The 21,663-nt window shown below is 49.4% G+C and carries 16 protein-coding genes; 5 read left to right on the top strand and 11 right to left on the bottom strand.

Annotated features, from left to right (window positions below; translation table 11 throughout):
* Positions 1 to 148 precede the first annotated feature (148 nt).
* Positions 149 to 1,339 carry an amino acid aminotransferase gene (locus HMPREF3091_RS12445; protein ID WP_070716179.1) on the bottom strand — a complete coding sequence of 397 codons (1,191 nt, stop codon included), beginning with the start codon at positions 1,337 to 1,339 and terminating at the stop codon, positions 149 to 151.
* Positions 1,340 to 1,579: 240 nt separating this feature from the next.
* On the opposite strand from HMPREF3091_RS12445, the gene dkgA reads away from it, so the two are divergent.
* Positions 1,580 to 2,410, top strand: coding sequence for a 2,5-didehydrogluconate reductase DkgA (dkgA, locus tag HMPREF3091_RS12450; protein WP_004096995.1), 831 nt, complete (start codon positions 1,580 to 1,582; stop codon positions 2,408 to 2,410).
* A gap of 157 nt (positions 2,411 to 2,567) precedes the next feature.
* Here dkgA and idnD read toward each other — a convergent pair whose 3' ends face one another.
* The 3 genes from idnD to HMPREF3091_RS12465 all read right to left on the bottom strand — a co-directional run bounded on the left by idnD (position 2,568) and on the right by HMPREF3091_RS12465 (position 5,844).
* On the bottom strand, positions 2,568 to 3,614 hold the full coding sequence (gene idnD, locus HMPREF3091_RS12455) for an L-idonate 5-dehydrogenase (RefSeq protein WP_070716181.1): 1,047 nt from the start codon (positions 3,612 to 3,614) through the stop codon (positions 2,568 to 2,570).
* Positions 3,611 to 4,966 carry an MFS transporter gene (locus HMPREF3091_RS12460; protein WP_070716183.1) on the bottom strand — a complete coding sequence of 452 codons (1,356 nt, stop codon included), beginning with the start codon at positions 4,964 to 4,966 and terminating at the stop codon, positions 3,611 to 3,613. The genes idnD and HMPREF3091_RS12460 overlap by 4 nt, the downstream gene beginning before the upstream one ends.
* Before the next feature lie 107 nt (positions 4,967 to 5,073).
* Positions 5,074 to 5,844 (bottom strand): SDR family oxidoreductase, encoded by a 771-nt coding sequence (locus HMPREF3091_RS12465; protein ID WP_070716184.1) that lies wholly within the window; start codon positions 5,842 to 5,844, stop codon positions 5,074 to 5,076.
* Between the two features lie 52 nt (positions 5,845 to 5,896).
* On the opposite strand from HMPREF3091_RS12465, the gene HMPREF3091_RS12470 reads away from it, so the two are divergent.
* The gene (locus HMPREF3091_RS12470) at positions 5,897 to 6,253 is read left to right on the top strand and encodes a hypothetical protein (RefSeq protein ID WP_070716185.1); all 357 of its coding nucleotides are present in this window, start codon (positions 5,897 to 5,899) and stop codon (positions 6,251 to 6,253) included.
* Positions 6,246 to 7,499, top strand: a complete 1,254-nt coding sequence (locus HMPREF3091_RS12475; protein ID WP_070716187.1) for an enolase C-terminal domain-like protein — start codon at positions 6,246 to 6,248, stop codon at positions 7,497 to 7,499. Before HMPREF3091_RS12470 ends, HMPREF3091_RS12475 begins: the two co-directional genes overlap by 8 nt.
* A 68-nt stretch (positions 7,500 to 7,567) precedes the next feature.
* On the opposite strand, the gene HMPREF3091_RS12480 is transcribed toward HMPREF3091_RS12475, so the two are convergent.
* Entirely contained in the window at positions 7,568 to 8,287 is a 720-nt protein-coding gene (locus HMPREF3091_RS12480) for a FadR/GntR family transcriptional regulator (protein ID WP_035504413.1), read from the bottom strand.
* Positions 8,288 to 8,602: 315 nt separating this feature from the next.
* Here HMPREF3091_RS12480 and HMPREF3091_RS12485 point away from each other — a divergent pair, with 315 nt between their 5' ends.
* Positions 8,603 to 9,898, top strand: a complete 1,296-nt coding sequence (locus HMPREF3091_RS12485) for an MFS transporter (RefSeq protein WP_004096986.1) — start codon at positions 8,603 to 8,605, stop codon at positions 9,896 to 9,898.
* 200 nt (positions 9,899 to 10,098) lie between these two features.
* Here the strand turns inward: HMPREF3091_RS12485 and HMPREF3091_RS12490 are convergent, their stop codons facing one another.
* Positions 10,099 to 12,417, bottom strand: coding sequence for a YgiQ family radical SAM protein (locus HMPREF3091_RS12490; RefSeq protein ID WP_070716190.1), 2,319 nt, complete (start codon positions 12,415 to 12,417; stop codon positions 10,099 to 10,101).
* Between the two features lie 274 nt (positions 12,418 to 12,691).
* Here HMPREF3091_RS12490 and treR point away from each other — a divergent pair, with 274 nt between their 5' ends.
* Positions 12,692 to 13,651: a trehalose operon repressor TreR gene (gene treR, locus HMPREF3091_RS12495; RefSeq protein WP_070716192.1), complete on the top strand. Its 960-nt coding sequence runs from the start codon at positions 12,692 to 12,694 to the stop codon at positions 13,649 to 13,651.
* Here the strand turns inward: treR and aceK are convergent.
* The 5 genes from aceK to HMPREF3091_RS12520 form a co-directional block, all read right to left on the bottom strand.
* On the bottom strand, positions 13,648 to 15,366 hold the full coding sequence (gene aceK, locus HMPREF3091_RS12500; protein WP_070716194.1) for a bifunctional isocitrate dehydrogenase kinase/phosphatase: 1,719 nt from the start codon (positions 15,364 to 15,366) through the stop codon (positions 13,648 to 13,650). The genes treR and aceK overlap by 4 nt on opposite strands.
* Positions 15,367 to 15,488: 122 nt before the next feature.
* Entirely contained in the window at positions 15,489 to 16,799 is a 1,311-nt protein-coding gene (gene aceA, locus HMPREF3091_RS12505) for an isocitrate lyase (RefSeq protein ID WP_070716197.1), read from the bottom strand.
* Positions 16,800 to 16,860: 61 nt separating this feature from the next.
* Positions 16,861 to 18,459 (bottom strand): malate synthase A, encoded by a 1,599-nt coding sequence (aceB, locus tag HMPREF3091_RS12510; protein ID WP_070716198.1) that lies wholly within the window; start codon positions 18,457 to 18,459, stop codon positions 16,861 to 16,863.
* A 365-nt stretch (positions 18,460 to 18,824) separates the two neighbouring features.
* Positions 18,825 to 19,754, bottom strand: coding sequence for a homoserine O-acetyltransferase MetA (metA, locus tag HMPREF3091_RS12515; protein ID WP_070716200.1), 930 nt, complete (start codon positions 19,752 to 19,754; stop codon positions 18,825 to 18,827).
* 149 nt (positions 19,755 to 19,903) lie between these two features.
* Entirely contained in the window at positions 19,904 to 21,205 is a 1,302-nt protein-coding gene (locus HMPREF3091_RS12520; RefSeq protein ID WP_070716202.1) for an MFS family transporter, read from the bottom strand.
* Between the last annotated feature and the right edge of the window lie 458 nt (positions 21,206 to 21,663).

The raw sequence follows: 21,663 nt of genomic DNA on the forward strand, positions 1-21,663 counted from the left end.
TTTGAGCGATTCATCAGTGTGCAACTTGCCTAGAGCAACGGGATCGGCTTCACGTTTACCCAACCGCTTTTTGACAGTCGCGCTTGAAAAAATGGCATAAAAAAAAGCTCCCGAGAATATCGGAAGCTTAAGCAATAGGGCTACAGAGCTACACAGCAGCAAAAGAGTGAGCGATACGCTTTGCGTTAGCATGGTTCATGCCTGCAACGCACATGCGCCCGCTGGCGATCAGGTACACACCAAACTCTTCGCGTAAGCAATCGACCTGCTTGGCACTCAGGCCGGTGTAACTGAACATACCGCGTTGGCTCATCAGGTAATCAAAATTACGTTGCGGCAAGACAGCTTTAAGCCCATCCACCAGCGTGCGACGCATTTCAATAATGCGAAGGCGCATGCTTTCCACTTCTTCCAGCCACATTGCCTTTAGCTTAGGATCGTTAAGTACAATAGCGACCACCTGAGCACCAAAGTTTGGCGGACTGGAGTAAATACGACGCACGGTAGCTTTGAGCTGACCTAGTACACGATTTGCCGCTTCAGGGCTTTCACATACTACGGATAAGCCGCCAACACGCTCACCGTAGAGCGAGAAAATTTTCGAGAAGGAGTTACTGACCAAGCAAGGTAGCTCAGCCTGCGCCATCGCACGGATAGCATAGGCGTCCTCCTCCATACCAGCCCCAAAACCTTGATAGGCAATATCAAGGAACGGGATAAGCTCACGCGCTTTCGCTACTTCAATGACGCGATCCCATTGTTCATTGGTGAGATCGGATCCCGTTGGGTTATGGCAGCAGGGATGCATCAAAACGATACTGCGGGCAGACAGCTGATTTAGCGTGCTCACCATGGCATCAAAGTTAACACCCAACGTTTCAGGATCAAAATACGGATACTGATGCACTTTGAAACCCGCCCCCGAGAAGATCGCAATATGGTTTTCCCATGTTGGATCGCTAACCCACACTTCAGAATCAGGGAAATAATGCTTTAAGAAATCAGCTCCCACTTTTAGCGCACCAGAACCACCAATCGTCTGCACCGTAGCAATACGATTTTGGGCAACCATAGGGTGTGAATCACCAAACAGCAAACTCTGAATCGCGCTACGATAAGGCGCTAACCCTTCCATGGGGAGATATAACGATGCTGCGCCAGCACGCGCATTAAGGATCTCTTCTGCTGCGGCCACCGCTTTAAGCTGAGGAATAGTACCTTTCTCGTCATAGTATAAACCGATGCTAAGGTTTACTTTATCTGCACGAGGATCCTGTTTGAAGGTATCCATCAGCGAAAGGATCGGGTCGCCTGCGTAGGCGTCAACATGCTGAAACACGGGTGCTCTCCTTGGAATCACGGGTGGGTAAAACGGCTGTAATGCCCTAAATAATTGGCGTAGCTAACGCAACGTCAAGTATGACGGGCATAAACACAATAACCTTGTCGATGACCATAAAGCTATAGCCAATTACTTCGTCCAGACCGATCTTTTTGGACTAGGCTTAATGGATATGTTTTCACTAGAACGGATTGGCTTTTCTGTTCGGCCTATCCAGTAGATGTAAAGGAGATAACTATGTCCACACAACCTCTTATCAAGCTGAGCGACGGTCACGCGATGCCACAGCTAGGTTTAGGCGTTTGGCAAGCGACGAATGAACAGGTGGTGACGGCAATCGAAACCGCTCTGGAAACGGGGTATCGCTCAATTGATACCGCAGCCATTTACGGCAACGAGGAAGGCGTTGGTAAAGCACTGGCGGCCTCAAACATTTCTCGCGATGAGCTATTTATCACCACAAAACTGTGGAATTCAGATCAAGACAATCCCGCTAAAGCACTTGAAGAAAGCCTGCAGAAATTGCGACTCGACTATGTCGATCTATACCTGATTCACTGGCCTGCACCAGCACAAGACAAATATGTTTCCGCTTGGAAATCACTGATTGATTTGAAAAAGCAGGGGTTAATTAAGAGCATTGGCGTGTGTAACTTTAATATCCCGCATTTACAGCGTTTGATCGACGAGACTGGCGTTTCACCCACCGTAAATCAAATTGAACTGCACCCATTAATGCAGCAAAAACCAATGCATGCATGGAATGCGACACATCATATCGCCACAGAATCTTGGAGCCCGCTAGCACAAGGCGGCGAAGGTGTATTTGATACCGAGATCATTCATAAACTGGCGCAGAAATATGAAAAAAGCCCAGCGCAGATCGTCATCCGTTGGCATCTGGATTCAGGGCTGATCGTGATCCCTAAATCGGTCACGCCAAAACGCATCCGTGAAAACTTTGGGGTGTTTGATTTTAAACTGGATAAAGAAGAGTTGAGCCAAATAGCTAAACTGGATTGTGGTAAACGCTTGGGGCCGGATCCGGATACGTTTGAGAAAATCTAGTATCTGCCACCCTTCACCTCCCCCTATTCTGGGCTGCCTCTTGTACACAAGCCCCGACATATTTGTTGGGGATTTGTGTATAAGAGACAGGGCTATGCCGGAGGATATTTATTTATCCAGACGAATCATACTGAATGCGGTGACGTTTTCAGTATGGTTAGAACTTAATTTGCACCTTCGAAGAACGGGTTTTATCTGCGGCGGCAATCAGCGCATCTTCTATCATTTCTGGTTTATATTCCGCGCTCAGCAGCGGCAGCGGATTGATTCGCCCATCTTCAAGCCAAGCGACAGCGATGGCAAATTCACTGGCAAAACGGAATGAACCCACCCATCTGATCTCTTTGACCAGCATTGGCATCACCGGATACTCCACGCTGGTTGCGCCCATTCCCACTTGCACGATAATGCCTGAAGGACGGGTGAGGACAACGGTTGACTGGATCGCCGCTGGGCTACCGGAGGCTTCGAATACGACATCAAAATAGCCGCTGTCGGCCTGATAGCTATCCGCGCTGCCTTTTTCTATCGGGTTAAATGTGGCGTTTGCGCCCATTTCAGTAGCCAGTTCAAGGCAACGGGCACTCACGTCTGACGCCACAATTTCCGCAGCCCCTGCACTGCGAGCGGCAGCCATGATGAGACAACCAATCGGCCCCGCGCCAATCACCAGCACTTTTTTGCCAACCAACGTTCCGGCAACATTTATTGCGTGAATGGCCACCGCGGTCGGTTCAGCAAACGCCATGATTTGCGGAGAGGCTTTACTGTACGGAATACACTGGGTTTTGCTCGCTACCACGTATTCCGAAAAGCCGCCGTTGACGTGGGGATTGAACTGCGCGCTGCCCATGAAGCGCATGGTTTTACACAGATTCTGTTTCCCTTCGAGGCAATACGCGCACTGGTTGCAAGGCTGCGACGGATTCACCGCGACGCGCTGACCTGCATGTAAACCAGAATCAGCAGGCGCTTTTTCAACCACGCCGACAAATTCGTGGCCCACCACCATCGGTTGTTTGAGCACCGACATACCGGCGCGCCCGTGCTGATAATAATGAATGTCCGAGCCGCAAATACCGCCGCAGTCCACTTTCACCAGTACGTCGGTGTCACTGTATTCCAGCTCGCGCTGTTCCACGCGCACGTCTTTTTCGCCGTAAGCGAAACAGGCTTTACAGGTAATTTTATGTTGAATGCTCATTTCAGTGCCTCGGTTAAGGGTTCTTGATACGGATCGGGAAGAGCGGATTTCGGCGGCACAATCACTTCGATTTTGCCAACCAGGAAGGTGTAAGCCAGCAAACCGGCCAGCGCGACGGCGGCGATGTACCACATCGCGTACTGGAAGTTATTGGTGCGTTGCAGGATCACGCCGATGACAATCGGGCTGACGATGCCGGAAAGGTTACCGCAGATATTCAGGCAGCCGCCCATCGTGCCGATAAAATTACGTGGGATCACATCGCTCCAGACCACCCAGCCGAGATTGGAAAAGGCGTTGGCAAAAAACGCGACGGATAAAATCGCAATAGCGACGGTCGGCCTGTCTTCGAAGAAATTCACCAGGCAAATCACCATTGTCAGGCACAAACCTGTCATCACCGGCAGCTTGCGGGCAAAGGTGCGTGATTTGCCTTTTTTCAGCAGCATATCGCTCAACGTGCCGCCGCACAGCACGCCCGCCATCGCCATCAGGTACGGGAAGGAGGCGCCGATCCCCGCTTTCGTGATCGACAGATGCAGCCCCTTTTCCAGATACACGATGAACCAGGTCAGGAAGAAGTAGAGCGTGGAAGAGCAGGCGAACTGGGCGATAAACAAACCCCAGATGGTGCGCTGTTTAAGAAAATATCTGATGTCTTTCCAGCGCACTTTCTCGCTGACGTTGGCCTGATTTTTTGAACCGTACCCACCGCCTTCGCGGATGTAATTCAATTCCAGTTGATTGGTACTGGTGCTGTGCTGCGGATCGCGATATTTCATCAGCCAGTAAATGCCGAATAAAATGCCTGCTCCACCGGAAAGGTAGAACGACATTTCCCAGCCGTATTCCGCCACGATGTAAGACAACGCCGGGGTCAGCAGCGCCAGCCCGATATACTGCGCGCTTGAGTAAATGGCCGTGGCGCGGGCGCGTTCATGGTCCGGAAACCAGGTAGCAATAATTTTGGTATTTGACGGAAACGACGGCGCTTCCGCAATGCCGATCAGTGCCCGGCAGCCGAGCAGCATCAGGAACGAAGCGGTGGCGGTGGTGAACAGATGGTGCGAGGAGAAGCCCATCAGAAAGGTGAAAATGCTCCACAAAATAATGGCGCTACCGTACAGAATGCGTGAGCCGATGCGATCCAGTACATATCCCACGGGGATCTGACTTGCGGCATAAAACCACGTGAACATTGAGAAAAGTAGGCCAAGCTGCGTGGCGCTGAGATCGAATTCCGACTGAATTTTGCTGCCGGCAACGGACAGATTCGCTCTGTCCATATAGTTAATGGCCGTCACAATGAACAACAGCGACAGGATAAAGAATCGCGACTTTGTTGCTTTCATTTGAGTGTCCTGGTCAGGTTTTTATTGATTTCAGGCGATCGGATGCAGGGTACCGCCCACGGCACAAGTGGCTGGCCGTGGGCTAAATTTTCAGAAGTGTGTCGGCGTTAAAGCACCGCCAGCCAGCCGCCATCGACATAAATGATCTGGCCGTTGATGTAATCGGAAGCGGACGAGGAGAGGAACACGGCAGTGCCGATCAGCTCCTGCGGTTTACCCCAGCGTTTCGACGGGTTGCTGGCTTTCACCCAACTGTCGAATTCTTTGTTATCGATAAGCGCGGTGTTCATATCCGTGAGGATGTAGCCGGGGCCGATGGCGTTCGACTGAATGTTGAATTCTGCCCATTCGGCGGCCATCGAGCAGGTCAGCATTTTGATGCCGCCTTTTGCGGCGGTATACGGCGCGACGGTCGGGCGCGCCGCCTGGCTGGTCAGCGAGCCGATGTTGATGATTTTGCCACCGTTGCCACGGGCGATCATGCGCTTAGCCGCTGCGCGCGAGACAATAAAGGCGCTGGTCAGATTGGTGTCGATAACGCGCTGCCATTGTTCCAGCTCCAGTTCCACCATCGGTTTGCGATACTGGATCCCAGCGTTGTTGATCAGAATATCCACCTGTAATCCCTGTGCTTCTAGAGCTACAAAGGCGCTTTCTACAGCATCTTCATTTGTCACGTCGAAGGCCAGACCGTGCGCCTGAAACCCCTGGTTCCGCAGTGACTGAACGGATTCTTGCAACAGTTCTTCACGGATATCGTTGAGAATCACGTTAGCACCAGCGGCCGCCAGCCCCTGAGCATAAGCGAAACCCAGACCGCGGGCAGAACCCGTCACTAACGCCGTTTTCCCGGTTAAATCAAATAAAGCAGCAGACATGATTATTCCTCATCGTTGATGTTCTCAGGATGCTATCAGGCTCATAACCTGTATGACAACAGTTGTCTTTAAACTGAAGCAAGGCTATTGGCAAATCAACGGCAACGTTGTTTATTTGCCATCGACGTCACAAAATTTAGCTGAAAGAAAAGAGTTATTAATTTTTAATTTATTTAAAACAATAAGTTATTTGGTGACTGGTGGATTATATGATCAACCGCACATAATCATGCTTCCGGGCTTTGGCGGCTTTTTTATTGGTGATATAAACAAAATAACTTGTAGGACGACAGTTGAGTTTGCAATGATAACTGCGTTAAAAGTTATTGAGACGCTGTGTGGCGCGTGCCGCAGCAGGATGAAATGGTTATCAGATCTGACATACATATTAAGGAGTTACTGTGAGTAATCTTAAAATCACCGCGGTGAAAACAATTCTGACGGCGCCTGGAGGGATCGATCTCGCGGTGGTGAAAGTGGAAACCAACCAGCCGGGCCTGTACGGATTAGGCTGCGCCACCTTTACTCAGCGCATCCATGCGGTGAAAACCGCCATCGATGAATACATGGAACCATTTTTAATCGGTAAGGATCCGGCACGTATTGAAGATATCTGGCAGTCTGCGTGCGTTAGCGGTTACTGGCGCAGCGGGCCAATCATGAATAACGCACTCTCCGGCGTAGATATGGCGCTTTGGGACATCAAGGGTAAGCTGGCTGGCATGCCAGTTTATGAGCTGCTGGGCGGAAAATGTCGCGACGGTATTCCGCTGTATGTTCACACCGACGGCAGCGATGAGTTCGAAGTGGAAGATAATATTCGTGCGCGCATGGAAGAGGGTTACCAGTACGTTCGCTGCCAGATGGGCATGTACGGCGGGGCGGGGACTGACGACATGAAGCTTATCGCCACCCGCCTGGCGCGGGCCAAAAATATTCAGCCAAAACGTTCGCCGCGCACCAGTACTCCGGGGATTTATTTCGACCCGGAATCCTACGTTAAAAGCGTGCCGCGCCTGTTCGATCATCTGCGTAATAAACTCGGGTTTGGTATCGAATTTATCCACGACGTTCATGAACGCGTGCAGCCGATTGCGTCTATCCAACTGGCGAAAACGCTTGAGCAATATCAGCTGTTTTACCTCGAGGATCCAGTTGCGCCGGAGAATATCGAGTGGCTGAAAATGCTGCGCCAGCAGTCTTCCACGCCGATTTCAATGGGCGAGCTGTTTACTAACGTTAACGACTGGAAGCCGCTGATTGCTAATAATCTGATCGACTATATCCGCTGCCACGTCAGCACCATCGGCGGCATCACTCCGGCGAAAAAGCTGGCAACATTCAGCGAACTGCACGGCGTACGCACCGCCTGGCACGGGCCGGGGGATATTTCTCCGGTTGGCGTTTGCGCCAACTTGCATCTGGATATGAGTGTGACCAATTTTGGCATACAGGAATACACGCCGGTAAATGACGCGCTGCGTGAGGTCTTTCCTGGGTGTGCGGAAATCGACCAAGGCTATGCCTATCTGAGTGACAGACCGGGATTGGGGATTGATATCGACGAGAAGAAAGCAGCGCAGTATCCGTGCATTGGCGGCATTCCTTCATGGACGATGGCCCGAGCTCCAGACGGTACTGCGTCACGGCCGTAAGGCTGCCGCGCACTGAAGGAGGAATTCAGCGCCAGATGCCAGCTCTGGCGCTGAGTCTTATAAGAGGGCTATTCAGACGCATCGGGCAAGGACTGTTTCAATTTCTCTATTGCGGTGACGTTGCCTGACATCGCGTCATTCAGCACGGCGACGGCGGTAGAAGAGTCACGGTTTTTGATGGCCATAAAGACTTTGATATGCGCCTCGACGCTTTCCAGCGTTATGCCCAGTGCGCGGTTCAGTTCTTCCAAATAGTAATAATAAATGTCTTTGATAGAACTCATTACGTTGTAGAAGACTTTATTCTGCGAGGCTTTAGCGATCGCCAGATGAAAATCAAAGTCAGCCTGCGAATATTTTTTGTAATCGTCCTTGTTGACCAACATACGGTTAAGTGCTTGTTCCAGCGCAGCAATATCTTCCGCCGTAGCGTTTTTCACTGCGAGCTCCATACACTTAAACTCAACGGTTTGACGGAATATCATCATGTCGTGAAATTCTTCACGGCTTAGATGCATGATCGGCTGCGGTTCGCTCAGCAGGCTTTGCTTATTGAGATTCTTACTGACAAAACTTCCTCTGCCTTGTTGGGTCACCACAATACCCAAATCTCGCAAACGCTGCACCGCACTGCGGATACTGACGCGACTGACGTTAAACGATGCGGCCAGCTCCGCTTCTGAGGGAAGTTTGCTTCCCGGAGCCCAACTGCCATCCAGCAGTTTTTCTTTTATCTGATCGAAAACCGCATTTACCACGTTATGTTTTTGGATCGATTGAATACTCATCTTAACCATCGCCATATGTTGTCCTACAACAGCCAAAGATATAGCACGTCGGCGGATGAGAGTGAAGTTTTTGTGCCTGTTTTCGCAGGTGAATAACTCATCTGAGCGGAAACAACAGAGCAATAAAATTGATTTTTGTGACTGAGATTTCACTTTGCAGCTTTGGGGATTGCCTGGTTCAGGTTAGTGATGCATTTTTAACATGAATGATGTCATACAAGTAAAGGTATGACATGTTGAGTTGATGATTATTGACAGACAAACGTGGCCAGGAGGTACTTTGGCCAGAAAAACTCACCAGCAGGGAATCGACACATGAGCTTCCATCTACCGCAAAAAATAGCACCGCAGCGCTGGCAAAAGCTGATCCCATTAGCTTTTATCACCTACAGCCTGGCTTATCTTGATCGTGCCAATTATGGTTTTGGCGCGGCCTCTGGGCTTGCTCAGGATCTGAATATTACGCCGGGGATTTCGTCATTATTGGGTGCGCTTTTCTTCCTCGGCTATTTCTTCTTTCAAATACCGGGCGGAATTTATGCCGAAAAACGCAGCGCGAAAAAGCTGATTTTCTGGAGTCTGATCCTGTGGGGGATTCTAGCAACCGCCACTGGCATGGTGCACAGCGTCGCTATGCTTGCAGTCATTCGTTTCTTGCTGGGCGTCGCCGAAAGTGTGGTGATGCCAGCAATGCTAGTGTTTCTGAGCCACTGGTTTACGAAGCAAGAGCGCTCGAAGGCGAACACTTTTTTGTTCCTCGGCAACCCCATTACCGTGCTCTGGATGTCGATTCTTTCTGGCTATCTGGTTGATGCACTGGGCTGGCGCGGAATGTTTATCATCGAAGGTGTACCGGCGATTATCTGGGCGGCAATCTGGTGGGTGATTTTTGTCGATCGTCCGAAAGATGCCAAATGGCTGAGCGAACAGGATAAGTCTGACCTGGAAGCCGCGCTGGCGGCAGAGCAAAGCGAAATGAAGCCGGTAAAAAATTATGCTGAAGCTTTGCGTTCAGGGAAGGTGCTGTCATTGTCGTTTATCCACTTCTTCTGGAACATCGGTATGTACGGTTTCATTATGTGGCTGCCGTCAATCCTGAAAACCGCATCCGGAATGGGTATTGTGGCGACAGGATGGCTTTCCGCTGCGCCGTATTTGTTGGCGGTTCCGCTGATGCTGGGGGCATCCTGGTTCTCAGATAAGTACCAGCAGCGTAAATTGATTGTGCTGCTGTTTCTCGGATTAGGAGCGGTGTGTTTCTGCGCGTCATTTACCGTGGGAGCGAATCATTTCTGGGTGTCGTATGTATTGCTGGTTATTGCAGGTGGGGCGATGTACACACCTTACGGACCCTTTTTCGCGGCCATTCCAGAACTTTTACCACGCAACGTGATGGCTGGCGCAATGGCGTTTATTGTCAGTTTCGGCGCGCTGGGTTCTTTTGTGGGAGCGTGGATCGTCGGTTATCTTAATGGCGTCTTCGACGGCCCACAGGCATCCTACGTATTTATGGGCGGCTCGTTAGTCATAGCTGTATTACTAACCGCAGGGACGCGTTTTAGTAATACTCCAGTGAAACTCCCTACACCGAAAATAGCTGCTCTCCGTTAAATTCCTTTCATCGGGATCAGACGGGCCAGCCAGAAGAGATCTGGGTAAATCTGCTCAACTTTAGTGTCTTAGTTAATGGGGGGTGTTTAAAGCTGATTAAGATGCTTGGTTAAACATGTAGATTCCCTCTAAGCGAACAGTCTCTTGACCAAACCTTTTGATCAAGAGACTGCCCTATTCTGGGGGAGGCATAAAGAATCTTACTTACCTTTTGCCACGCGAGGTGCTTTTCGCCCCGCACTCGTTCCCGTTGAAGGCCTGTTCGCTCCAGACTTCGCCGTTTGTGGTTTGCCTTTGAAAGGCTTACCAGCTGACGCCGCTTTCTCATGAGATTTATCACGCCCTGCTGCTGACGCGTCGCTGCGAATCGCTTTTGGTTTCACATTGCGCTGCTCAGGCTTAGCTGGAGCGCCAGTATGTTTAGTCATCGCCGGACGCATATTTCGTTGATAACCACGGCGCGCTTCGCGCTGCTCTTCCAAGGTTGGCGCAGGAACTAAACATTCACGGCGAGCACCAATCAAATGCTTCATGCCCATCTCTTCTAGCGCGCTACGGATCATTGGCCAGTTAGCCGGATCGTGATAGCGCAGCAACGCTTTATGCAGACGGCGCTGACGATCGCCTTTAGGCACCACAACGTCTTCACTTTTGTAATCCACCTTGCCCAATGGGTTTTTGCCCGTGTGATACATGGTGGTGGAGTTCGCCAGCGGTGATGGATAGAAGTTTTGTACCTGATCCAAACGGAAGCGGTTTTTCTTCAGCCATAACGCCAAATTCACCATATCTTCGTCACGCGTTCCTGGATGAGCGGAAATAAAGTAGGGAATCAGATACTGCTCTTTACCGGCTTGTTTGGAATAGGTATCAAACAGCTCTTTAAAGCGGTGATAGCTGCCCATACCCGGCTTCATCATCTTGGACAGAGGCCCTTCTTCAGTATGCTCTGGCGCAATTTTCAGGTAGCCGCCGACGTGATGGGTTGCCAACTCTTTGATGTAGCGTGGATCCTCGACCGCCAGATCATAACGCACACCAGATGCGATCAGGATTTTCTTCACACCCTCGAGATCGCGAGCGCGACGGTAAAGTTTGATCGTCGGCTCATGGTTGGTATCCATGTGTTGGCAGATTTCTGGATAAACACAGGAAGCACGACGGCAGGTTTGCTCAGCACGCGGAGACTGACAACGCAGCATGTACATGTTAGCCGTTGGGCCACCAAGATCGGAAATCACGCCGGTAAAACCAGGAACTTTATCGCGGATCTCTTCGATCTCACGAATGATAGAATCTTCGGAACGACTCTGAATGATGCGTCCTTCATGCTCGGTGATCGAGCAGAACGAACAGCCACCATAGCAACCACGCATAATATTGATAGAAAAGCGGATCATCTCATAGGCAGGAATGCGCGCACTGCCGTAGGAAGGATGAGGGACTCGCTGATAAGGCAGCGCAAATACGCTGTCCATTTCTTCCGTGCTCAGCGGGATCGCTGGAGGGTTAATCCAGATATAGCGGTCGCCATGCTTTTGCATTAAGGCTCGTGCGCAGCCAGGATTGGTTTCATGGTGCAAAATACGCGACGTATGCGCATACAGCACTTTGTCATTTTTCACTTTTTCATAAGATGGCAACAGCACGTAGGTTTTCTCCCACGGCTTAGGCTTAGGCGCGCGGACGGTAATCGGCTGCACGTCGTCATCTTTTTTCTTGCCCGCATCAGGGGCACAGGCAAGATCGTCGCCATAAGGGTTTGGGATCGGTTCGATACGTCCCGGCTTATCCAAGCGCGTAGAGTCAACACCGCTCCAGCCCGGTAAAGCTTCTTTGCGCATGACCGCGGTGTTGCGAACATCAACGATGCTTGAAATTGGCTCGCCAGAAGCCAGACGATGCGCAACCTCAACCAGAGGGCGCTCGCCGTTGCCGTACATCAGCATGTCAGCTTTTGAATCCACCAGCACAGATCGGCGAACAGTGTCAGACCAATAGTCATAATGAGCAATACGACGCAGGCTAGCCTCAATACCGCCTAAAATAACCGGAACGTCACTGAATGCTTCTTTACAGCGTTGGGTATAAACCAGCGTGGCGCGATCGGGGCGTTTGCCGCTTTCATTGTTTGGCGTATAGGCATCATCGTGACGCAATTTTCGGTCTGCAGTGTAACGATTAATCATCGAATCCATATTGCCGGCGGTCACGCCGTAAAATAGATTCGGTTTGCCTAAACGCATGAAATCTTCTTTGCTGGTCCAGTCCGGCTGCGCAATGATACCGACACGGAAGCCCTGTGCTTCGAGCATTCGGCCAACAATCGCCATACCAAAACTTGGATGATCAACATAAGCGTCGCCGGTAACCAAAACGATGTCACAGCTATCCCAGCCAAGAGTATCCATTTCCTCACGCGACATGGGTAAGAACGGGGCGGTGCCATAACACTCGGCCCAATATGGCGTGTAGGAGAACAAATCGCGTTCTGGCTGGATCAGGCTGATACTACTCATGACATCACTCTTTTTTATGTATTGGGGGAAGATTGCACTGCGGCAGATTGGGCTAACATTCAGGAGCTAACGCTTGTGGTTAACAAAGCACCAATATCAGGGCGGCGATTATACGCATTTGCTCGTACAAAAGAGAGGGATATTTATAGTTTATACCCATGAGCCCTACTCATACGGTATGCCGCAGCCCCCAAAGTTAACGGGCAATACTTGCCTTAGACCACATTAGCCACAACAATAGCGTAATAACTTCTCACTGTGCGCCAATACACCTATGTCCAACCGATTGACGATTAAAGATATTGCTCGCCTTAGCGGCGTGGGTAAATCCACAGTTTCTCGCGTCATTAATAAAGAGCCCGGCGTTAAGCCAGAAACCCGCGCACGCGTGGAAGAAATTATTAATCAGCAAAATTTTGCGCCCTCAAAATCTGCTCGAGCCATGCGCGGTCAAACAGATAAAGTGGTCGCTATTATCGTGTCTCGCCTCGATTCCAATGCTGAAAATCAGGCCGTTCGCGCGATGCTACCGATGCTGTATGCACAAGGCTATGACCCTATTTTATTAGAGAGTCAATTTGAACCAGAGCGCGTACAAGAGCATTTAACCGTTCTATCCCGCCGCCATGTAGACGGCATTCTGCTCTTCGGTTTCACCAGCCTAAATGAGGCTATGCTGATGCCTTGGCGAGACAAGCTAGTCGTTCTCGCATGGGAATATGAGCAATTAACGTCGGTTCGCTATGACGATAGTGGGGCTGTTATCTTATTGATGGATGCACTGCTCGCAAAGCATCATAAAAATATTGCGTTCGTTGGCGTGAAACTGTCGGATGCGACAACGGGCGGTCGGCGTTATAAAACCTATCAAGCTCTGTGCCAAAAACATCAATTAACCCCCTCTAGCGCTCTCGGTGAGCTAACTTATCAAAGTGGCTATCAACTGGCTCAGCAGGTGATATGCCCCGAGACAACGGCAATTATCTGCGCGTCGGATACCATTGCCCTTGGTGTAAGTAAGTACTTACAAGAGCAGTCTAGGGGTGATGTTGTCGTCTGTGGTATGGGTAATAATTCGTTGCTCGAATTCTTATACCCGCAAACTTTTTCTATCGATCTAGGCTACGCCGAAGGTGGACGTCTGGCCGTGAAGCAATTGCTCACTTTGCTGCATAATCCCGAATCTCATCGCCACATTACCGTTCCTTGTGTACTGCGTAATCCTGCTAATTAACGTTGCGCAAAACGACGTTTACGGCGATAGGCAAATACATCATCTACCACGCCGTTGTTGATCCTTTGCTGCAAACTGCGCCAATAGTTTGCGGTAAATAAATCACCGTGCATTTCAGCAAAAAGCCGCCTAATGCGCGCATCGCCGCATAGAAAATGTTGAAACTCCTCAGGAAAAACATCATTGGGCGAAATGCTGTACCAAGGCTCACTGGCCATCTCATCCTCGGGGTAGCGCGGCGGGGGTATATCACGGAAGTTTACCTCCGTCATATAGCAGATCTCGTCATAATCGTAGAACACCACACGCCCATGTCTGGTGACGCCAAAGTTTTTAAACAGCATGTCACCAGGAAAAATATTGGCCGCGGCCAGCTGTTTGATGGCATTGCCATATTCTTCAATCGCATCATGCAACTGACGTTCATCTGCCTGCTCAAGATATATATTAAGCGGTATCATTCTGCGTTCAATATAGAGATGACGAATCACAATGCTATCGCCTAAATCTTCCAATTTTTCAGGGACTTCTCTTTGTAACTCTTCCATCAAATCTGAACTGATACGCCATTTTTCGATAACAAAGTTTTCGTACTCTTGTGTATCCGCCATGCGCCCCACGCGATCATGCTCCTTAACCAACTGATAGCAGGCCTGAACACGTGCCGGATCGACTTCCTTTTGTGGCGCAAAGGTATCTTTAATCACCTTAAATACTCGATCAAAAGAGGGTAATGTAAATACCAGCATCACCATACCGCGGATCCCCGGCGCGATGATGAATTGCTCTTTTGATTCAGCCAAATGTTTTAAATATTCACGGTAGTATTCCGTCTTTCCATGCTTTTGACAGCCTATCGCCATATATAATTCAGCCGTCGTTTTACCCGGTAAAATCTCGCGTAACCAGTCAACAAGTGCTGCTGGTAAAGGTGCATACACCATAAAGTAGGAGCGAGCGAAACCAAAAACGATACTGGCCTCGTCCAAGCGCGTTAAACAAGTATCAACAAATAGCGCCCCCGCCTCATTATGATGAATAGGCAACAGAAATGGATAAACCCCCTCTGGCGTGTGCAGTTTTCCCACCAGCCATGCCGCTTTATTACGGTAAAACAGTTCATTAGCCACCTGCAATCGACTGTGATTTAGCGTTTCGGCACTAAACGTATTTTCCAGATGACCCACGATATAATTCACATCCCGAACACGATCCTCCCACGGCAGACGCAGCGGCAGCTCGGTCAGAAGATCGCTAATGAGAAAACGCCAACCGTTATCTGGTTTGAACGTTCTGGCCAACGGACGGGGAAACTCACGCCAATGGCGTTCGGGCTGCGAGCTAAAAACAAACAGCTTATCTGGCGTCAATTCTCGATGATTAAACAGGCGGCAATAGACCGAATTAAAAAAGCTTTCAGCAATTTCAAAGCGCGGATATTCCGGTAACATCTCGGTGTATACGGTTTTCACCCGCGCGAGAAATTCGGCGTCATGGCATAAAGGCCCCGTCATCCGGCGCAACTGCTCCACGACCAGTCCAACATGATGGTCATACAGATGAATACGCTTTTTCATCGCCTGTTGGATAGCCGCCCAATTCGCTTTTTCAAAGCGCTGCTGGGCTCCGGCGGTAATTTCAAGAAAGCGCCCATACTGCGCATCAAAGCCCTGTAAGATCGTTTGAGCAATCAGTTGTTCCATACCAATAGCCATCTCTGCCACCTCACCTGCTCTCCGACAAAAACGGGCAGAGCATCTGCCCTACCCGTTCAAATATCCAAAGTCGTTGGTGCGCGGCCGCCCAACATTCTGGCCGCGTTAAATTCGCTGGATACTTAGAATTGCTGCTCTTCTGTCGATCCCGTCAGCGCTGTTACCGAAGATGCCCCACCCTGAATCACATTGGTGACCTTATCAAAGTAACCCGTTCCGACTTCTTGTTGATGAGAGGCAAAGGTATAGCCCTGCTTCTGCGCCGCAAACTCACGCTCTTGGACTTTCTCTACGTAGTGTTTCATCCCTTCACCGTTGGCATAGGCATGGGCCAAGTCGAACATGTTGAACCACATGCTGTGAATACCTGCCAGCGTGATGAATTGGTATTTGTACCCCATAGCAGAAAGCTCATCTTGGAAACGCGCAATGGTTTGATCGTCTAGATTCTTTTTCCAGTTGAAGGATGGAGAACAGTTATAGGCCAGCAGTTTGCCGGGATACTGTGCATGAATGGCGTCAGCAAAGCGTTTCGCTGCTTCTAGATCTGGCGTCGAAGTTTCACACCATACTAAGTCTGCATACGGCGCGTAGGCTAAACCACGGCTGATCGCCTGCTCAATGCCAGCGTGAGTACGGAAGAAGCCTTCAACGGTGCGCTCACCCGTCACAAATGCGCTATCGTAGCTGTCGCAGTCCGAGGTAATTAAATCGGCGGCGTCAGCATCGGTGCGCGCAATCACTAAGGTAGGAACCCCCAGAACGTCAGCCGCTAAACGTGCTGCAACCAGCTTTTGGATCGCCTCCTGTGTTGGAACCAGAACCTTCCCCCCCATATGACCACATTTTTTCACTGAGGCCAGCTGGTCTTCGAAATGGACGCCACCGGCACCCGCTTCAATCATCGACTTCATCAGCTCAAACGCATTCAGCACACCGCCAAACCCCGCTTCAGCATCCGCAACAATAGGCAGGAAGTAGTCAGTAAATTTGCTGTCGCCCGGCTCAATACCGTTTGCCCACTGGATCTGATCTGCGCGACGAAATGAATTATTGATACGCTCAACCACGGCGGGTACTGAATTCACCGGATACAGTGACTGATCGGGATACATACTAGATGCCAGATTCGCATCGGCAGCCACTTGCCAGCCAGACAGATAAATTGCCTCTACGCCAGCCTTTGCCTGCTGTAGCGCCTGACCGCCGGTCAATGCCCCAAGACAATTGACGTAGCCTTTGCGCGAACCACCGTGCAACAGCTCCCACAGTTTCGCTGCACCTTTTTGTGCCAGAGTACACTCTGGATTCACCGAACCGCGTAGATTAACCACATCATTTGCGCTGTAAGGGCGAGTAATGCCCTCCCAACGCGGGTTAGTTTTCCAATCCTGTTCCAACTGCTGAATTTGCTGATTACGTGAGGTAGACATGGCAAGCGCTCCTTGGCTTTTTCTCTATTTTATTGTTCGGTATAGGGTTAGGTTTTAGGGCTTAATTCAACAGTTCGTAACCAGGCAGCGTCAGAAAATCAATGAGCTCACTGCTGGTTGTAATCCGTTCCATTAGACGTGCAGCTTCATCAAAACGACCGCTATCAAAGCGTGCATCACCAAGTTCTTGACGAATCACCTGCATTTCTTCTTTCAGTAGCTGGCGGAAAAGCGCTGGCGTCACCTGCAGGCCGTTGCTGAGCGTTTTGCCGTGATGGATCCACTGCCAAATTGAGGTACGAGAGATTTCAGCGGTCGCCGCATCTTCCATCAGTCCATAGATTGGCACACAGCCATTACCGGAAATCCATGCCTCAATGTATTGAACCGCAACACGAATATTGGCGCGCATACCTTCTTCAGTTCGCTCTCCGGGGCATGGCTCTAGCAGTTGTTGTGCCGTAATCGGCTCATCTTGGGAGCGAGTAACGTCTAGCTGGTTATGGCGATCGCCCAATACCCGACCGAATACCTGCATGACTTCATCTGCCAGTCCCGGATGAGCAACCCAAGTACCGTCATGACCATTGTTTGCCTCTAGCTCTTTGTCAGCACGAACCTTGTCCATGACCCATGCGTTGCGCTCAGCGTCTTTACTCGGAATAAACGCCGCCATGCCCCCCATGGCAAAAGCACCACGCTTGTGGCAGGTTTTGATCAAAAGCCGTGAGTAAGCACTCAGGAACGGTTTTTCCATCGTGACTGACTGACGATCGGGCAAAACGCGATCGCTATGATTCTTTAGTGTTTTGATATAGCTGAAGATGTAATCCCATCGGCCACAGTTCAAACCAACGATGTGATCGCGCAGGCTATGTAAGATCTCATCCATCTGGAATACGGCCGGTAGCGTTTCTATCAACACTGTGGCTTTGATCGTTCCACGCGGCAGATCGAAACGATCTTCGGTAAAGCTGAAGATCTCACTCCACCATGCTGTCTCATGGTAAGACTCCGTTTTCGGCAGATAGAAATAGGGGCCGCTTCCCTTCTCCAGCAGAGCTTTGTAGTTGTGGAAGAAGTACAAGGCAAAATCAAACAGACCGCCTGGGATAGGCTCACCTTGCCAAGTGACATGCTTTTCCGGCAAATGTAGCCCACGGACACGAGCGATTAACACTGCTGGATTTGGTTTTAGCTGATAGATCTTTCCTGCTTCGTTGGTAAAGCTAATCGTTCCATTTACGGCATCGCGTAAATTAACTTGGCCTTCAATCACTTTGTCCCAGTTTGGCGCCAATGAGTCTTCAAAGTCAGCCATGAAAACTTTAACGTTGGCATTAAGCGCGTTAATCACCATCTTGCGTTCAACGGGCCCCGTGATCTCCACACGTCGGTCTTGAAGATCGCTCGGAATACCGAGAATTTTCCAGTTTGAACTTTTAATGGAATCCATTTCCGAAATAAAGTCCAGTAGTTCTCCACGGTCTATCGCTTGCTGTTGCACCTTACGTGCGGCCAACAACTTATCCCGCTGTGGGGCAAACCGAGCCACCAGATCGGTCAAGAACTCAACTGAACCATCTGTCAGAATCTGACGTTCATTACTGCCAAACTGCTGACTAAACGCCAACTCTGTATCTATTGCCTGTTGTGTCATCTGTCTGTCTCCTGCCTAAACTCGGGACGTAATCAGATTCCCGTTCCTGTCATTCAGCCAACTTTCCCGTTGCTAATAAGCGATTAAATTTCGCACCAACAGATTAAAGAGTAGACAGTGATTTCATTAAATCAAAAACAATTTCCATTTTTATTTAAATTATTTTTATATGTCTTATTTTTCATATAGATAGAATGACATATTGATTTGCACGACAAGAAAACCGATTCCATTAATATTTTTAAACACAGATTATTGTTAATTAAGAAAAAGAATGAGAGGGACGAACATGAGGAATGGTTTCGCTGCCAAACAGAAGTTCAGCAGCGCAATTGGAAAGGAGGCGCTAAACAGGTGGAGAGGGGCTATTCCAACGTCGGATTCATATAGCGCAAATCAAACGGCGTAATCTGATAAACGTAGTAGTTTAACCAGTTAGTAAACAGTAGGTGCCCATGGCTACGCCAAGAGGCTTTAGGACTATTTTCCGGGTTATCATCTGGGAAATAGTTCACTGGCACATCAGGCGTCAGCCCCGCAGCAACATCGCGGAAATACTCACCAGATAAGGTGTGAGCATCATATTCCGGATGCCCTGTGACAAAAGCCATGCGCTTGTCTTTAGTCGCAAACAGATAAGCTCCGGCCTGTTCTGATTCAGCCAAAATATCGAGATCGGTATATTCACGAAGCACATCGACAGGAAAATCAGCGTAACGAGAATGAGGTGCCAAAAAGGTTTCGTCAAACCCACGGGTGAGTAGCGCCAGCGGTTGTAGGGTTTGATGATGGTAAACGCCAGAGAGTTTAGTTTCACGTGTAAGCTTTGGAAGACCATATAATACATTCAATGCAGCTTGTACTGCCCAACACACAAACAGCGTTGAAGTGACATGCTCTTTCGCCCAATGCACGATCTGCTCAATCTGTGGCCAATACGCCACATCGCAAAAATCTACCAGCCCGAGAGGGGCTCCGGTCACGATCAAGCCATCAAAGTTCTGATCTTGGATATCTTCAAAATTACAGTAAAAGTTATCTAAGTGTTCGGCTGGCGTATTCTTAGACTCACGGCTATCGATTCGCAATAGCTGTACATCAATTTGTAGAGGGGAGTTAGAAAGCAAGCGTAGAAACTGATTTTCCGTCTCTATCTTCTTAGGCATCAGATTGAGTACCAGAACCTTTAGCGGGCGGATTTCTTGTGTTGCCGCACGCGAAGATGGCATCACAAATACGTTTTCATTCCGCAAAAAACTTACGGCTGGTAGTTCATCTGGCACCCTGATTGGCATAATCGCTGCTCCTAGACTCTTTTATAGAAAAGCATCCATATAAACGTTTAGACTTCTAGATGCCTGACGATAACGAGTTTTTAGCTGCTTGTACAGCGTGCAGGATGAAGTTGAAAATCTTTCATCCTGCACGTCGCCAATCTTGAGCCTTACATTTTGATTTCCTGACCTTTTTTATGCAGCAGCAAAGAAACTAACATCGCGATAAAACACATACCGGAAACATACCAGAAGAAAGCCGTCTCAATGCCTGCCGCTTTCATCGACAAAGCGACATATTCAGCAGAGCCACCAAATAACGCGTTGCCCACCGCATAAGAAAGCCCAACGCCCAGAGCTCGCACCTCTGGCGGGAACATCTCAGCCTTCAGCAAACCACCAATCGAGGTGTATAGACTCACGATTGTCAGCGCTAGCACGATCATCACGAAGGCCAGATAAGGGTTAGTCACATCTTGCAAGGTTGTTAAAATCGGTACAGTAAGCAAAGAGGCTAATGCACCAAAAGCAATCATCGAATTGCGACGCCCCACTTTATCAGATAGACCACCAAAAATCGGTTGTAGCAGCATGAAGACAAATAGAGCTGCCGTCATAATTCCGCTCGCCATTTTCGCATCCATACCTGCGGTGTTGACCAGATATTTTTGCATATAGGTAGTGAACGTATAGAAGCTGAGTGAGCCTCCTGCGGTAAAACCGAGCACCATCAGGAAAGCTTTTTTATTGTTCCATAGCCCTGAGAGCGTCCCTGCATCCTTACGTTTCCTCGTTTCCTTGCTCGAGGTCTCGTGCAGTGAACGACGCAAATAAAGTGCAACCACTGCCAGCAGAGCGCCCAGTACGAATGGCACTCGCCATCCCCATGACCGAAGCTCTTCCGTACTCAGCGTTTGCTGTAAAACAACTAACACCAGCAGAGCAAGCAGTTGGCCGCCGATCAATGTGACATATTGGAATGATGCGTAGAATCCGCGCTTGCCCTCAACGGCTACCTCGCTCATGTATGTGGCACTGGTTCCATACTCTCCACCAACGGATAGCCCTTGGAATAGGCGAGCTAAGAGCAACAGGGCAGGAGCCCAGTTACCTATGGATGCATAGGTCGGTAAACAGGCAATCACCAACGAGCCGCAACACATCATACAGACTGAAATCATCATCGATGTACGGCGGCCATGCTTGTCTGCAATGTAGCCAAACATCCAACCACCGATCGGACGCATGAGAAAACCGGCAGCAAACACACCCGCCGTTTGTAGAAGCTGCGTTGTGGAATCGCCACTGGGGAAAAACACGGGAGCGAAATAAAGCGCACAGAATGAATAAACATAGAAATCAAACCATTCAACAAGATTGCCTGATGAAGCGCCGACAATAGCGAAGATGCGCTTGCGAGTATCTTGCTCACCTGAGTTCTGCTCAGTCAGAGACGGAGTAGTATCTGCCATAACAATTTCCCTACAGAGATAAAAGGGTGCGATGGTCATTTGCCATGCACTTAATGTAAGTTAGTTGTTATATATTGGTTAAAATAACACTTCAATAGCTAGCTAACCAATGAGAAAGGCTTGAGGTACTTGCAGCGCTTTTTGTGATATCGGTGGAAAATTTGGCTGTATGAAGCGTTTATTTGAATGGGAAATGATCAAATTTGATCAAGCGTTAGAAAAAACAAAAAAGCCCCATGCTTTCGCATGAGGCTTTTCCGTTTATTTAATGCCTGGCAGTTGTATGACAGGCTTCCTGCCCGTCACCCTTCGGGCAGCACTTCGTGCTGTGCAAATCCGTTCCCGACGGATTTGTCCTACTCAAAGCGTAACTCACCGACAAACAACAGATAAACAAAAAGGCCCCATGCTTTCGCATGAGGCCTTTTCGTTTATTTGATGCCTGGCAGTTCCCTACT

The sequence above is a fragment of the Hafnia sp. HMSC23F03 genome (assembly GCF_001816025.1).
Lineage (GTDB): Bacteria > Pseudomonadota > Gammaproteobacteria > Enterobacterales > Enterobacteriaceae > Hafnia > Hafnia paralvei.

Excerpts from the sequence above, each read along its gene's own strand:
- HMPREF3091_RS12490 (WP_070716190.1), bottom strand. The coding sequence starts at position 12,417 with ATGAGTAGTATCAGCCTGATCCAGCCAGAACGCGATTTGTTCTCCTAC.
- aceK (WP_070716194.1), bottom strand. The coding sequence starts at position 15,366 with ATGGCTATTGGTATGGAACAACTGATTGCTCAAACGATCTTACAGGGC.
- HMPREF3091_RS12465 (WP_070716184.1), bottom strand. The coding sequence starts at position 5,844 with ATGTCTGCTGCTTTATTTGATTTAACCGGGAAAACGGCGTTAGTGACG.
- HMPREF3091_RS12460 (WP_070716183.1), bottom strand. The coding sequence starts at position 4,966 with ATGAAAGCAACAAAGTCGCGATTCTTTATCCTGTCGCTGTTGTTCATT.
- HMPREF3091_RS12520 (WP_070716202.1), bottom strand. The coding sequence starts at position 21,205 with ATGGCAGATACTACTCCGTCTCTGACTGAGCAGAACTCAGGTGAGCAA.
- HMPREF3091_RS12485 (WP_004096986.1), top strand. The coding sequence starts at position 8,603 with ATGAGCTTCCATCTACCGCAAAAAATAGCACCGCAGCGCTGGCAAAAG.
- HMPREF3091_RS12470 (WP_070716185.1), top strand. The coding sequence starts at position 5,897 with ATGACAACAGTTGTCTTTAAACTGAAGCAAGGCTATTGGCAAATCAAC.
- idnD (WP_070716181.1), bottom strand. The coding sequence starts at position 3,614 with ATGAGCATTCAACATAAAATTACCTGTAAAGCCTGTTTCGCTTACGGC.
- dkgA (WP_004096995.1), top strand. The coding sequence starts at position 1,580 with ATGTCCACACAACCTCTTATCAAGCTGAGCGACGGTCACGCGATGCCA.
- aceA (WP_070716197.1), bottom strand. The coding sequence starts at position 16,799 with ATGTCTACCTCACGTAATCAGCAAATTCAGCAGTTGGAACAGGATTGG.
- aceB (WP_070716198.1), bottom strand. The coding sequence starts at position 18,459 with ATGACACAACAGGCAATAGATACAGAGTTGGCGTTTAGTCAGCAGTTT.
- metA (WP_070716200.1), bottom strand. The coding sequence starts at position 19,754 with ATGCCAATCAGGGTGCCAGATGAACTACCAGCCGTAAGTTTTTTGCGG.
- treR (WP_070716192.1), top strand. The coding sequence starts at position 12,692 with ATGTCCAACCGATTGACGATTAAAGATATTGCTCGCCTTAGCGGCGTG.
- HMPREF3091_RS12480 (WP_035504413.1), bottom strand. The coding sequence starts at position 8,287 with ATGAGTATTCAATCGATCCAAAAACATAACGTGGTAAATGCGGTTTTC.